Annotated in this window: 9 protein-coding genes; 3 read left to right on the top strand and 6 right to left on the bottom strand. The window is 45.3% G+C overall.

Annotation, left to right across the window (positions count from 1 at the left end; all coding sequences use genetic code 11):
• Window positions 1-177: 177 nt before the first annotated feature.
• On the bottom strand, window positions 178-2,796 hold the full coding sequence (locus G5B30_RS04585; RefSeq protein WP_165318808.1) for a valine--tRNA ligase: 2,619 nt from the start codon (window positions 2,794-2,796) through the stop codon (window positions 178-180).
• A gap of 84 nt (window positions 2,797-2,880) precedes the next feature.
• Between G5B30_RS04585 and G5B30_RS04590 the strand changes: the two genes are divergently transcribed.
• The 3 genes from G5B30_RS04590 to G5B30_RS04600 are packed head-to-tail and all read left to right on the top strand — an operon-like array spanning window position 2,881 to window position 7,324.
• Window positions 2,881-3,567 carry a phosphatase PAP2 family protein gene (locus G5B30_RS04590; protein WP_165318809.1) on the top strand — a complete coding sequence of 229 codons (687 nt, stop codon included), beginning with the start codon at window positions 2,881-2,883 and terminating at the stop codon, window positions 3,565-3,567.
• A 4-nt stretch (window positions 3,568-3,571) separates the two neighbouring features.
• Entirely contained in the window at window positions 3,572-5,404 is a 1,833-nt protein-coding gene (locus G5B30_RS04595; protein WP_165318810.1) for an LTA synthase family protein, read from the top strand.
• Complete coding sequence (locus tag G5B30_RS04600) at window positions 5,405-7,324, top strand: LTA synthase family protein (protein WP_165318811.1); 1,920 nt, start codon at window positions 5,405-5,407, stop codon at window positions 7,322-7,324.
• A gap of 7 nt (window positions 7,325-7,331) precedes the next feature.
• On the opposite strand, the gene G5B30_RS04605 is transcribed toward G5B30_RS04600, so the two are convergent.
• From G5B30_RS04605 to G5B30_RS04625, 5 genes are all read right to left on the bottom strand, one after another.
• Window positions 7,332-8,375, bottom strand: coding sequence for a hypothetical protein (locus G5B30_RS04605; protein ID WP_240903099.1), 1,044 nt, complete (start codon window positions 8,373-8,375; stop codon window positions 7,332-7,334).
• Window positions 8,359-10,077 carry an ArnT family glycosyltransferase gene (locus tag G5B30_RS04610; protein WP_165318812.1) on the bottom strand — a complete coding sequence of 573 codons (1,719 nt, stop codon included), beginning with the start codon at window positions 10,075-10,077 and terminating at the stop codon, window positions 8,359-8,361. Before G5B30_RS04610 ends, G5B30_RS04605 begins: the two co-directional genes overlap by 17 nt.
• Window positions 10,078-10,083: 6 nt before the next feature.
• Window positions 10,084-10,482: a GtrA family protein gene (locus G5B30_RS04615; RefSeq protein WP_165319148.1), complete on the bottom strand. Its 399-nt coding sequence runs from the start codon at window positions 10,480-10,482 to the stop codon at window positions 10,084-10,086.
• Window positions 10,483-10,594: 112 nt separating this feature from the next.
• The gene (gene odhB, locus G5B30_RS04620; protein ID WP_165318813.1) at window positions 10,595-11,842 is read right to left on the bottom strand and encodes a 2-oxoglutarate dehydrogenase complex dihydrolipoyllysine-residue succinyltransferase; all 1,248 of its coding nucleotides are present in this window, start codon (window positions 11,840-11,842) and stop codon (window positions 10,595-10,597) included.
• Between the two features lie 53 nt (window positions 11,843-11,895).
• Complete coding sequence (locus tag G5B30_RS04625; RefSeq protein WP_165318814.1) at window positions 11,896-14,634, bottom strand: 2-oxoglutarate dehydrogenase E1 component; 2,739 nt, start codon at window positions 14,632-14,634, stop codon at window positions 11,896-11,898.
• Window positions 14,635-14,649: the final 15 nt, after the last annotated feature.

The raw sequence follows: 14,649 nt of genomic DNA on the forward strand, positions 1-14,649 counted from the left end.
ATCCGGCCATCCCGACAAACAAAAAGTCTTCACGGAAGTGAGGGCTTTTCTTATTTATGCGTGAGCCAAATTTATTTGAGCTCACGCATAAATAAGAAAAGATAGGCACGTTAGTGCCGTAGACTTTTTGTTTGTCACTCCCCACACCGGATCACCGAGCGGAGCGAGGTAATCCGGCTACCCCAACCCCGCTAAACTCTCTTCCAAAATTTGAATCTTCGCTTCTGCATCAGCCTTCTTGTTTTGTTCATTCTGCACGATCTCCGGTTTGGCATTTTGGACGAAACGCTCGTTGGAAAGCTTCTTCTCGACAGATACCAGAAAGCCTTTTAGGTAAGCAATTTCCTTGCTGATACGTTCACGCTCGGCCTCTACGTCAATATTCTCCGCTTCCAGCTTGACATAGCATTCGCTTTTGCCTGCTAAAAAGCTCAAGGCGCCCGTTACTTTCTCCTGAACGAATGAAAATTCGGAGATGTTACCTAATTTAACGATACTATCCTGGTATTTGCTCAAGTCAATATCGATCGTATTGATTGCTAAGGGTAATGCTACTTTAGGGGATATACCTTTTACATTACGCACATTGCGGACTTCCGAGATAATCTGTTGGACAATCTCAAATTCTTTGATAACGTCCTCATCGAAAGCGCTTTTTTCCGGATAACGAGCGACAATGATACAATCCTCTGCTTCGCGCGATCCAAACATCGCATCATGCCAAAGCTCTTCGGTCAGGAACGGCATGAAGGGATGGGCCAATTTTAGTACCTTTTGGAAGAAACCTTTGACTGTTTCGAGTGTTTCCGATTCGATAGGCGTCTGATAAGCGGGCTTGACCAATTCGAGATACCAGGCACAGAAATCATCCCAGATCAACTTATACGTAGTCATTAACGCATCCGACAAACGGTAATGCGCGAAGTGCTCATCAATCTCTGCTACGGCCTGGTTGAAACGGTTTTCGAACCAGCTCGCAGTATTTTTTTGTGCTTCTGTAGCCGGTTTATCCACGGTCTCCCATCCTTTGACCAGACGGAAAGCATTCCATATTTTGTTGGCAAAGTTACGTCCCTGCTCACAGTAGGATACATCAAACATCAAGTCATTGCCGGCAGGCGAGGAGAGAAGCATACCTACGCGTACACCATCGGTACCGTACTGCTCCATCAGCTCGATCGGATCGGGCGAGTTGCCCAAGGACTTCGACATCTTACGTCCCAGCTTATCACGGACAATGCCGGTAAGATAGACATTTTTGAAGGGTGGCTTTTGCGTGTAATCGTGCCCCATGATAATCATGCGGGCTACCCAGAAGAACAGAATCTCCGGTGCTGTCACCAGATCGCTGGTCGGATAGTAATACTTGAAATCGGCATTGTCCGGATGGCGGACACCATCAAATACAGACATGGGCCACAGCGCCGAGGAGAACCAGGTATCTAAAACGTCATCTTCCTGGCGAATGCCGGAAGCGGTTTTTCCATCGTCTTCAAATGCTTGGATGGCCTCTTCTTCCGTCTTCGCAACAACCCACTCGTTTTTTTCATTATACCAAGCGGGTATACGTTGTCCCCACCAAAGCTGACGCGAGATACACCAGTCTTTGACATTTTCCATCCAATGTTTGTAAGATGCGAAGAATTTGTCGGGAATCAGCTTGATGCTTCCGTTTTCTACATATTCCAATGCCGGTTTTGCCAATTCATCCATCTTACAGAACCACTGCATAGACAGCTTGGGTTCGATAGCGGCATCCGTACGTTCTGAAAAGCCTACCTGAGATTTGTAATCTTCGATCTTCTCGATCTGACCAACCTCCTCCAATAATTTAGCGACTTTCTTCCGGGCAATGAAGCGATCTTCACCGATCAATATTTCAGCCTTCTCGTTGAGTGTGCCGTCGTCATTCAGGATATCAATAACAGGCAAGTTGTGCTTTTGTCCTAATTCATAGTCATTCAGATCATGCGCCGGTGTGACTTTCAGACAGCCGGTACCAAATTCCATTTCAACATATTCATCCTGAATGATCGGGATCTCCCGGTTGATAAGGGGCACCAAGACCGTTTTACCTTTTAGGTGCTGATAGCGTTCGTCCTGAGGATTGATACAGATCGCTGTGTCCGCCATGATGGTTTCGGGGCGGGTGGTAGCGATGATGATGTAATCGTTGCTATCTTTAATCGTATAGCGTATATAATACAGTTTTTGATTGACCTCTTTGCGGATGACTTCCTCATCCGATAGCGCGGTTTTACCTTGAGGATCCCAGTTAACCATCCGCACACCCCGGTAGATATAGCCTTCTCTATAGAATTTAATAAACGTATCGATGACCGCTTCGGATAGATCGGCATCCATGGTAAACTTCGTGCGTTGCCAATCGCAGGAAGCACCCAGCTTTTCCAGTTGTTTGAGGATAATGCCACCGTATTTTTCTTTCCACTCCCAAGCGTGTTTTAAAAAATCTTCCCGTGTCAGCGACTTTTTGTCAATTCCTTGTTCTTTGAGCATAGCGACTACCTTGGCTTCGGTGGCGATAGACGCATGATCGGTTCCCGGCACCCAGCAGGCATTCTTGCCTTGCATACGTGCACGACGGATCAACACATCCTGTATCGTATTGTTCAACATATGACCCATATGCAAGACGCCCGTGACATTGGGCGGAGGCATTACAATGGTGTAAGGCTCCCTATCATCCGGTGTAGAATGGAAAAAACCTTTTTCCAACCAGTATGCATACCATTTATCTTCGGCTTCCTTTGGATTATATGTTTTCGCTATATTCATTATTGACTTGATAAAAATAAGAATGCAAATTTAAGGAAATAAAGCCAATTTTATCTAAGTTTGTCGATAAAGAAAAATTCAGATATGTATCCTGAACCCATGACATTTAGGCAGTTGTTTTGGAATTTCCGGTTTGTGCTATTGGCGTTGTTGCTCGTCGAACTTGTTTGCGGCTATATCAGCATTCAATATACACAAGTCGAGCAGTTCCGTATGGTGAATGCGGTATATCACGCGTGGGCTGACGAGTTTTTTCGCTATTACACCAATATTGGTGACGGTCTATTCATTATTATTGTCGGATTATTATTGGTATTTGCGCGCTATAAGTATGCGATACTGACGATAACCAGTTTTTTACTATCCGGATTGGTAGCGCAGATTATTAAGCGTTCCATGAAAATGCCCCGACCGGGATCTGTCTTTAAAGACGATCCATCGTGGTATACTCTGCCGGATTATCATATTCACGGTAATTATAGTTTTCCGTCAGGACATACCACCAGTATATTTGCCTTGATGATGGTGTTGTACTATGTCTTTCCCAGTCAGCGGAAGAATCCACTTTTCTTTATCTTGGCCTGTTTAGCGGGCTATTCGCGGGTTTATTTGTCCCAGCATTGGCCGGGCGATGTATATATAGGCGCATTGGTTGGGACTGTCACGACATTAGTGGTCATCTACGCGTTCGAACAGATGAAGTGGTACCATAGCGGCTGGGCTAATAAACGCCTGTCCGCGCGGAAGGCCAATCAAAAGGAGGTGTTGTAGCGGTATGTATATCATCCTTTATTTTATATTTTGGGTTTTTATCGCATGGGTAGATCGCTTGTTTTTTCTCCTGTTTGCTTCGCCTGAATCGGTTTCATTGGATTTGGGAGATACGGCAAGGATATTTTGGAACGGCCTTCAAATGGACTTATCCGCCGCTTCCTATATCTGTGCTCTTCCCTTTCTGGGTTATTTTATCTGGTCTTTTATTCCGAAGATGCGGCTATCCAGATGGTGGATAGATACCTACAGTTATGTTGTGCTGTTTGTACTGACACTGTTGTCCGGTATCAACGTTAATCTATACCCCGAGTGGACCGATAAAGTTTCTAAGCGGGCGATAGATACGTTCTTTGAATCGCCGAAAGAAGTGCTGTACTCTGCGGGTGCGACCTCGTTATTGAAGCCTTTGGTCGTGTTTATAGGTTTGGGTGTCGGCGGCCTATTCCTCTATCGTTTTGTATTCCGTGGTGCATTTGTAAAGATCCGTATTCCTTTTATCTGGAAGTTTTTAAGCTTTTTTCTCGGTCTATTCTTTTTATTCTCTTGTATACGAGGTGGATACGGGACCTCCCCCTTAAATGAAAGCCACGCTTATTTCTCTACCGTTCAATTTTACAATCACGCCGCCGTCAATACCTATTGGTCACTTATTAACGATTATGTCAATAGTGGGAGCAACCGTAATCCTTATCTTTATTTTGATGATAATAACACGTGCGATGCCTACTTGGAGCCGGTGTTTAAGGAAATACCCGATTCAGCCTATCGTGTTTTGACAACAACAAGGCCCAACATCGTGTTGATCCTGTTGGAAAGTTTTACGGCCGATCTCGTAGAAGGTTTGGGAGGAGAAAAGGGGGTAACGCCGAATCTGGACCGCATAGCGCGCGAAGGTATAACATTTATCAACTTCTATGCGGCTGCCGACCGTTCAGACAAGGGGATAATTGGCCTCTTCTCCGCTTTTCCGGCGCAGGGCGAGGAAAGTATCATTAAATCCGTAAAGAAGCATGAGAAATTGCATAGCATGGGTCAAGATATCAAGTCAGCCGGCTACCATACTTCTTTTTACTATGGTGGGCAAAGTGAGTTTTATAACTTTAAGTCCTATATGATGTCGCATGGCATCGACCGTGTCATCGATATGCATGATTTCCAGGCTTCGGACAATGAATCATCTTGGGGTGTATTTGATGAAAAGGTTTTTAATCGGATGCTGAACGACCTCCGAGCTGAGAAGATACCTTTTTTCTCGACATTATTTACGATTACCAATCACGAACCGTATGACCTGCAAGGAGCCTATAAATTTGGCAAGGCAAGTACAGCGGATATGTTCAAAAGTACAGCTTACTACACCGATTCGGTAATTAACGATTTTTTGGAGAAGGCCAAGAAAACGCCGTGGTATGCGAATACCTTGTTTGTCATCACGGCCGATCATGGCCATCGGCTACCTTTCGAGCGTGAGGTTACAGACCCGGGGCGGTTTCGTATTCCCTTAATTTTATATGGAAATGTCGTTCAGGAGAAATACAGAGGTGCTCAAATAAAACGAACCGGAGGACAGGTCGATATTGCGGCCACCTTATTGAATCAGCTTCAACTTCCGGCTTCACATTATAGCTGGAGCCGCGACCTCTTCAACAGCACAGCGCCGGAATATGCATTTTTCAATACCAAATATTCTTTTGGTGTGGTGACACCGCAGGATACCCTTGTTATGGATACACAGTTGGGCACCGCTATCCGGGAGGCGAGTACGAGTGATAACCTCATGGATGTCTTGAAAGCGTATAATCAAAAAGTGTTTGACGAATATTTACAGTATTAGATGAAGGTTAAAGGATATTTAGGCGTTTTCCTCATGTTGGCACTGCAGTTTGTCGGCCTACTGTTCTTGTATTTCTTACTGCGGCTTGGGTTTTACGCATTGAACAAAGACCTGTTTGCCGAAGTCGATATGCCGCGTTTACTGCCCATGTTGGCTGGTGGAGTGCGCTTTGATATCGTGGCCTTACTTTATCTGAACATCCTCTATATCCTTTGGTGGGTTGTTCCACTTCCTTTCAAATTCAAACCCGGATGCCAACGCTTTGCGAAATACCTGTTTGTTGTCACCAACGCCATCGGTGTCGCGTTGAATTTGATCGATATGGCGTATTATCCCTTCACCTTAAAACGGACAACAGCCACGGTTGTCGAGCAGTTTAAGCATGAGACAAACTATGGGCAATTGTTAGGTGATTTTTTAATCGAATACTGGTTTTTGCTGATCGTGTTTGTGGGGTTGATCTATGCGCTGCTCCGGTTGGTCACGTTCTTTAAAGTCGTGAAGCCGGCACTGGGCTGGAAGTTTTATGCCGCCCATACCGTAGGCATGTTGGCGGTCACCTTCTTGTTCATAGGCGGTGTGCGGGGCGGTTGGGCGCACAGTACCCGCCCGATTACATTAAGTAATGCCGGGGATTATGTGCAATCGCCCGAGGAAATGAGTATTGTGCTGAATACCCCTTTTGCGATAATGAAAACATTGGAGGCGGTATATTTAAGAGAGGTTCATTATTATACACCCCAAGAGCTCCATAGCCGATATCCGGTCATCCATGTACCGCAGGACAGTATCCCTTTTCGGAAGCTAAATGTGGTCTTCCTCATTATGGAGAGTTTTGGGAAGGAGAATATCGGCTTTTACAATAAAGATATTAACGGAGGTACGTATAAGGGGTACACGCCGTTTCTGGATTCGTTGATCGCCGAGGCATATACATTTCGTCGCTCCTACGCCAACGGACGCAAGTCCATTGATGCCCTACCGTCTGTCATCTCGAGTATTCCTTCTATTGGTGAACCTTTTGTCCTGTCGGTATATTCGGGCAATAAAACCACCAGTATTGCTAAATTATTAGGGGATGCGGGGTATGAGACGGCCTTTTTTCACGGCGCGCCGAACGGCAGCATGGGTTTTTCGGCCTATACCCAATTGGCGGGCATACAGCATTATTTTGGAAAGGATGAATACGGGAATGACGATCATTTTGATGGCATATGGGGTATATGGGACGAGCCTTTTATGCAGTTCATGGCCCGTAAGTTAGATACGTTTCAGGAGCCTTTCTTTGCGAGTTTCTTTTCCTTGTCGTCTCACCATCCCTTCAAAGTACCTGAAAAATATAAAGGCAAATTTCCGAAAGGACCATTGCCCTTGCATGAGCCGACGGGCTATTCCGACTACGCTTTGCGACAATTTTTTGACAAGGCTGCAAACAGTCCCTGGTATAAGAATACACTTTTTGTGATCTGTGCGGATCATTCGAGTCAGAGTTACCTGCCGGAATACCAGACCTTACCCAATCAATTTGCTATCCCGATTATCTTTTATTATCCCGGGGGAAATCTTCATGGTTTATCCGACAAGTTGATACAGCAGATTGACATTATGCCAACAGTATTGAATTATCTGGGCTATGATAAGCCTTACTTTTCTTTTGGTTTCGATGCTTTTAATACGGCACAGGAGAATTTTTTGGTCAATAATATCGGTGGTTCGTTCAACTTCTATAGGGGGGATTATTTCATGACCTACGATGGTGAAAAACCGACTTCCTTATTTAACCTTCGGAAGGATAAGGGTGTGAAGGAAAACCTCTTGGATCAGGATAAAGCGATGCAGGATACGTTGGTCAGCTATATGAGGGCTTTTATACAGCAATACAATTACCGAATGATTCACAACGAACTCGTTGCCGAGTAAAGTTGTATTATTTCCCAGTTTTCCCGATGGTATAACGAAGAATGAACTGCTGCTGGTTGTCCATTACCCCTTCAGAGAAATGAAAGCCTGCAGTAAAGCGTCCTTCCAGGTTTTTGCCACGTAGCGGTATCCATCCGATATCCAAACGATTGTACTGTTTGGAGGTGTAGAACACATCCCCATAGGGAACGGAAAGAGATTGTCCCGAATAAAACGTATTCCGTAAGAAAAAGTTAGAATGCTCGGCGTAAAGCTCACCGATAAAACCTTTCGGGAATCGCCAATCGTAAACATTCCGTAGCCTGTCGTAGTTGATAATTCCCCCGACTTTGACCTGCAGGTCATCCAAAATATCGTATTTCTTTAAATCTGCGCCTATATGCAACGAGGCGGCTCCATTGTCCCGGATATGGTCGGTCGGATCCGGCTCATCGACCATAGGTCCCGCATTATGCCATAACGTGGCGTAGTGCGATACAAAGAAATCCGTGTTTAAGTTTACCTTGCCCGATAGTCCGACCATAAACTGCTCACGGTCTACCTGAGTCTGCCTGCTGTTCCAATCAATCCACAGCTGTTGCTGGAAACGTTCATTTTGATATTTAACGAGCATACCTTCGATATTCGGTTGATAATACCCTATGGTATCACTCAGTATGGCTTTCGGATAGTCATCGAGGTACTCATGCCGTGGAAACATACCGATCTTGAAATCAAAGCCCATTTGGGTATAATTGTAGTAGGCTACAGGTCGCACCGGTTTCGTGATATGCTTGGTGCCGAATTCGTGCAGATAGGAGACACCGACACGGATGCGGTGTGTGCTATCCACCAACAATCCGATTTCCGGCGTAATACGGGCGCCAAAAATAGTCTGTGGATAGCGGTCGGATGCACCGTATTCCCGGTTGTCTGCAAAGCCGTGAAAACCCACCACACCTTCCAGTTTTTGCGCCCACAGCTGTTGTGAAAAAACGCTTAGGAAAATACAGACAATGAGTTGTCGTCCAAGACCAAAATTAGAGCCCATAACCTTATTTAGAAGTAACATACACCGGATATTTTTTACTATTTCTTGAGCCACCGAAAGGATCCGTACGTAAGGAAAATTGGAGAAACCTGTCGCCGGTTTCTTCGGGTGCCCTGATATTCAGTTTGATTTGAATGCGTTGCTTGGACGGGATTTTCAGCGCACGATAATCCTCTTGGAACGCGAAGAACGTCCCGGGATCCCAAATATACTGCGTATAGCCATATTCGAAGAATAAAGGCCACTTCTGTCCATCATTCGTAAAAGTAACCGGCTCATCATAAGGGTTGTAGATATTCAGGACAACAGGATATTGTCGTCCAACAACCAAAGTGTCCGGAAGATCATCACAGGTGATCTCCACCTTTTGATACAACCGGATGCTATCTACGGGTATGGCGTACCAATCCCCTTGCAGTTGCGTATGAATGGTGTCCTGAGCGGCAGTGTCGAACGAAGCCGGACGTACCCACAATACGTCTTTATGGCGTATACTGTCTTCTATAGGCCAGTAGTCATATTGTGTTTTTCGGTAAGAGCGCGAGTTATAGGAAAAGGCGGAGGTAGTCCGGGTATAAAAATTATACGAAGAAGCATCCTGAAAGCCATTGTCGAAGACCACGGGCTTCCCCTGACTATAGTTATGCAGTTGGTGAGCCAGATCCTGATGTCCCCAAAACGCTTGTACGCCCGGTAATTGCTGTATGGCCGGAATGGGAACAATCAACAAGAGACGGGCGATAAGAATCAGACCCGCTGTGGTATAGAGTAGGGTATAGAACCAACGCGGAACAGTTTGCCGAGCAAGTGCGATATAGCCAATAATGAATAAGGGAAGGAAAGCCAGCAATACCCATTGGGCCTGCACATAACTTTTTAAAGAAGTCAGCAAGAAAAAGAGGATGAACCCCCAAAAGATAAATTGAAGAATGCGGATAAACCGATCGCCGCCGCGCTTATAGCTGAAAAACCGATAATAGACATACCAACCGGTCAGGGGACCGATGACCAACAGGAGACTGCTGATATAATCGGTAGTGAATGAAACCTGATACGCACGGCTATTGCGCTCGAAGAGGTGGTATTGGAGCGAGGGGTATCCCTGCTGTACCTGCCAAAGGATGTGGGGAAGATACAATACTACACAAGCCAGCACAATGCCCCAAAAGGAGCGACGGGTCAATAGACGCCATTCAGCCAATAGGGTAAAGAAGAGCAATAAAATACCATGGTATTTACTATACAGAAGACCGGTAATCGCAATGGATAACCATACGACAGTCGATATCTGTGTCCGTTCTTCCTGAATATATTTTTTTAAAAAATAGAGATATAACACCGCAAAGAACAGCAACGGACTGTCGGGCGAATTGATGAACCCGAATACATGGAAGATAGCAAAACTAAAGAATAACGTGCTAAAAAGCCATATATTGTCGGCATAGGGTTTTACGATTTTCCAGAGAAAATAAACGGCGCCCACATTGGCGAGGATAGTAACGATACGTACACCGATTTCCGCCTGTGATAACCAACTGCCGATTTTAATCCATACCGCCACCATGGGTGGGTGATCGTAATAACCCCAATCCAGAAAGCGACTATACATCCAATAGTAGGCCTCGTCCACGTGAAGCTCCATGAAAATCCCCTGAATGCAGTTGATCACAAACCAGAAGACCAGGAAATGTTGAATTTGGATCTTGGATATCAACTTTTTCATGAAGGATTAGGAATTGGTAAAGGTATAGAGATAATTAAAAGAGAAATTCCACACCGACACAATACCTATGGCCACCAGTTTGGATACGTAAAAATTCCACTTCAGTTTTTCGTGGAAAAAGTATAGTATGGCGTTGTTGATAGCCAGGCCAATCAAGGCGATAAAGAAAAACTTCGAAAACTCATTGAATTTGGCTTCGGCATCTTGTGTGTAGAATGTCCAATAGCGATTGAGTAGGTAGTTGGTGATGGTTGCCGTAATAAAACCCAAGGAGTTGGCAACGTATTTATGTATTTTTAATCTCTCTTTAAAAAACCAGGTAACACTAAAGTCGACAACAACGCCCGATGCCCCGACGACGGAGAACATCAAAAACTTTGTTATTAGTTGCGGATCTAAGTGCATAGTGAAATTTTTCGTCATTTCGACTGAAAGGAGAAATCTATGGTTAGGCATAAAAATTAATCTTATTTATCCATAGATTTCTCCTCGTTCCTCGTCGAAATGACGTATATCCTTACACTTCCAACAACAGGCGTGCAGGATCTTCCAATAGTTGTTTTACACGTACCAGGAAGCTAACAGACTCCCGGCCGTCTACGATACGGTGATCGTAAGAAAGTGCAATATACATCATCGGACGTATAACGACCTGCCCGTTTTCCGCTACAGGGCGCTGAACAATATTGTGCATGCCCAGAATAGCTGATTGTGGCGCGTTAATGATAGGAGTAGATAGCATCGAGCCGAATACCCCGCCATTCGTAATGGTAAATGTACCGCCGGTCATTTCCTCGATAGTCAACTTGTTGTCACGTGCTTTCCCGGCCAGCTCTACAATCGATTTTTCGATCTGGTGGAGCGACATGGAGTCTGCATTACGGATAACCGGGACTACCAATCCTTTGGGTGCCGATACCGCGATAGACACGTCGGCGAAGTCGGAGTACACGATTTCGTTTTCCTCGATACGGGCGTTTACTGCAGGCCATTCTTTGAGGGCCGTGGTAACCGCCTTTGTGAAGAATGACATGAATCCCAGACCGACACCGTGTTTTTCTTTGAAAGTGTCTTTGTATTTCGCCCGTAGATCCATGATTGGCTGCATATTCACCTCGTTGAATGTAGTGAGCATAGCCGTTTCGTTCTTTACCGTCACCAGACGCTTCGCGATGGTTTTGCGGAGTGAGCTCATTTTCTCTCGACGCTCATTGCGTGCTCCCGCGACGCTAACCGTGCTGGCAGCTGGCGTAGCCGGTGCAGCAGCCTTTGCTTCTGCTTGGGGCGCAGCAGGTTTAGCCTGTGCCTTCTCGGCATCTTCCTTTGTAATGCGGCCGTCTTTGCCTGTTCCTTTTATGGTAGAAGGATCTATTCCTTTTTCTCTTAATATTTTTGCAGCAGCAGGGGAGGCTGTTCCGGCAGCATACGACTCAGGTGCTTCGCTTGCTTCTTCCTTCGCCGAGGGTGCTGGAGCTGCTTCTTCCTTCACCGTTTCTTTTGCGGCTGAACTTCCTGCGTCTGCAGGAGCTTCACCGTCTTCGATCGTACATACAACTGCACCTATTTCCAGCGTATCACCTTCTTGGGCGATAATGCGGAGAATACCCGCTTTTTCTGCTGGCAATTCAAAAGTAGCTTTATCGGATTCCAGTTCGGCGATGTTCTCGTCCATTTCGACATAATCACCATCTTCTTTTAGCCATTGGGCAAGAGTGACCTCTGTGATTGATTCGCCGACGGTAGGGACTTTGATTTCTAAGCTCATAATTTTGATGTTTTTTTATTTGATGGAGAATGTCTAAGACATTCCGCTCTTTTTTATAATTCAAACGCTTTATTGACAATTTCCTCTTGTTGAAGAACATGTTTCTTCATGTAACCTGTTGCTGGACTTCCACTTCCCGCACGTGCTACTACATCGGTAAACTCAATGTTTGTTTTCCGAAGTTTACGACAATAATACGGCCAAGCTCCCATGTTCTCATTCTCTTCCTGCACCCAGATGAAATCTGTAGCCTTTTTGTATTTCTTGCGCAAGGCCTCCAATTGAAGAACAGGTGTGGGGTACAATTGTTCGATACGAACAATCGCCACATCTGTACGTTTTTCTGTCTGTTGTTTCTCCAAGAGGTCGTAATAGACTTTACCAGAGCAGAATAAGACCCGTATTACCGAAGCTGCTTTTACATAGGTATCATCTATCATTTCCTGAAAATTAACTTTCGTAAAGTCAGCCATTGTCGAAACCACTTTCGGATGACGGAGTAAGCTCTTTGGTGTAAATACAACCAAAGGTTTACGGAAGTCCCGGTGTAATTGACGACGTAACAGGTGGAAAAAGTTTGCCGGTGTCGTACAGTTGGCAATGATCATATTCCCATTCGCACACAATTCCAAAAAGCGTTCGATACGGCCTGACGAATGTTCTGGCCCTTGGCCTTCCATCCCATGCGGAAGTAACATCACGAGACCATTAGAGCGTTTCCACTTGGTCTCCGCACTGCTGAGATATTGATCCACAATGATCTGGGCGCCATTATAGAAGTCCCCGAACTGTGCTTCCCATACAGTCAATGATTGGGGGTTGGCCAAAGCATAGCCATATTCAAAGCCTAAAACGCCGTACTCCGATAATAAAGAGTTATAAATATTAAATCGTTCCCCTCCGTTTACCTGATTTAGCGGAACATATTTTTCTTCCGAATCTTCTAAAGTCAACACCGCATGTCGATGGGAGAATGTTCCCCGCTGTACATCCTGACCAGATATACGGACCCGCTTTCCTTCATTCAATAAAGTTGCGTACGCCATCAGCTCACCCATCGCCCAATCATACGAATCTTTTGTAATCATCGCAGCCCGGTCTTCAAAAAGCTTGGAAATCTTACGGAAGAATTTCTTGTCCTTCGGCAAGGTGGTGATTTGTGTTGCCAGATCCTTGAATATACTTGCTGTAACCTTGGTCTCTACCGGACAGAACGTATCTCCTTTCCGCGCTGGATGCAGGCCTGCCCAAGCTCCACCGAACATCGGAATCTCATCTTCGATACTTTCCGTCTCTTTGGATGCGTCAAGCTGTGTTTGCAGATAGTCCTTAAACTCCTTTTCTACCTCTTTTGCATAGGAGGCATCGATAGAGCCTTCGTCAACCAGCTTCTTGGCATATACAATTTTTGGATTAGGGTGCTTTTCGATCGTTTTATAAAGCAAAGGCTGTGTAAACTTCGGTTCGTCTGCCTCGTTATGTCCAAAACGACGGTAACACAGCAGATCGATAAATACATCGGTTTTATATTTTTGGCGATATTCTACGGCCAAGTTAATGGCATACACCACCGCTTCAGCATCGTCTCCGTTGACGTGGAAGACCGGTGAAGAGGTTATTTTGGCCACATCTGTACAGTAGGTGCCTGAACGGGCATCTTTATAGTTTGTGGTAAAGCCGACCTGGTTGTTGATGACGATGTGGATCGTACCGCCAGTCTTATACCCGTCGAGCTTAGACATCTGTGTCACTTCATAGACCACGCCCTGTCCGGCTATCGCAGCATCCCCGTGGATAAGGATAGGCGCAATCTTGGACGAGTCGCCATCGTATTTCATATCAATCTTCGAACGCACTATTCCCTCGACAATCGGGTCTACTGTTTCCAGATGGGAAGGGTTAGGTGCCAAAGAAAGGTGAATGTTTTGACCCGAGTCGGTTGTAATATCCGAAGAATACCCCAAGTGATATTTGACGTCACCTCCGAACTGTAATTCAGGATCTTCTTCCTTGTACATTTTCCCTTCAAACTCCGATAAGATCGTTTTGTAGGGTTTGCCCATGACGTTCGCCAGTACATTGAGTCGTCCACGGTGGGCCATGCCGATCATGAATTCCTGTAAACCAAGTTCAGCTCCTTTTTCCATGATGGAATCCAAGGCTGGTATTAAACTTTCAGCACCTTCCAATGAAAAGCGCTTCTGTCCCAAAAACTTGGTGCCCAAAAAGCTTTCAAAAACAACCGCTCGGTTGATCTTTTGTAAAATGCGTTTCTTTTGTTCAAGCGAATAACTGGGTTTGTTGCGGTCGGCCTCCATACGATCCTGCAACCACTTAATTTTTTCAGGATTACGGATGTATTTGAATTCCGCACCGATAGAACGACAATAAGTGTCTTCGATCAATTGCCGGATATCGCGCAATTTTGCGGGGCCTAAACCGACTTCTATTCCTGCATTGAAGACGGTATCCATATCGGCTTCCGAAAGGCCAAAGGTCTCCAGCTCTTTGCCGGGGTAATATTTGCGGCGCTCGCGAACAGGGTTAGTGTGTGTAAACAAATGACCACGGTCTCTATAGCCGTGGATCATATTTAAAACATTGATTTCTTTAAAAGCGTGGTCAGGAACGTTATCGGTGTCGATGGTTGTTCCGGCACCCTGCCCAAAATCGAAACCTTCAAAGAATTTTTGCCATCCAAAATCTACGGAATTGGGATCGGCTTTGTACGATTGATATAAGCCTTCGATATAACCCGAATCGGCATTACTCAAATATGTCAAGTTGTCCATTTACTAGTATTGTAT

The sequence above is a fragment of the Sphingobacterium sp. SGG-5 genome, assembly GCF_011043525.1.
Classification (GTDB): Bacteria; Bacteroidota; Bacteroidia; order Sphingobacteriales; family Sphingobacteriaceae; genus Sphingobacterium.

Bases quoted from the DNA above. Each gene is read 5' to 3' on its own strand.
- G5B30_RS04595 (WP_165318810.1), top strand. From the start codon at position 3,572: ATGTATATCATCCTTTATTTTATATTTTGGGTTTTTATCGCATGGGTA.
- G5B30_RS04625 (WP_165318814.1), bottom strand. From the start codon at position 14,634: ATGGACAACTTGACATATTTGAGTAATGCCGATTCGGGTTATATCGAA.
- G5B30_RS04615 (WP_165319148.1), bottom strand. From the start codon at position 10,482: ATGCACTTAGATCCGCAACTAATAACAAAGTTTTTGATGTTCTCCGTC.
- G5B30_RS04605 (WP_240903099.1), bottom strand. From the start codon at position 8,375: ATGTTACTTCTAAATAAGGTTATGGGCTCTAATTTTGGTCTTGGACGA.
- G5B30_RS04600 (WP_165318811.1), top strand. From the start codon at position 5,405: ATGAAGGTTAAAGGATATTTAGGCGTTTTCCTCATGTTGGCACTGCAG.
- G5B30_RS04610 (WP_165318812.1), bottom strand. From the start codon at position 10,077: ATGAAAAAGTTGATATCCAAGATCCAAATTCAACATTTCCTGGTCTTC.
- G5B30_RS04590 (WP_165318809.1), top strand. From the start codon at position 2,881: ATGTATCCTGAACCCATGACATTTAGGCAGTTGTTTTGGAATTTCCGG.
- odhB (WP_165318813.1), bottom strand. From the start codon at position 11,842: ATGAGCTTAGAAATCAAAGTCCCTACCGTCGGCGAATCAATCACAGAG.
- G5B30_RS04585 (WP_165318808.1), bottom strand. From the start codon at position 2,796: ATGAATATAGCGAAAACATATAATCCAAAGGAAGCCGAAGATAAATGG.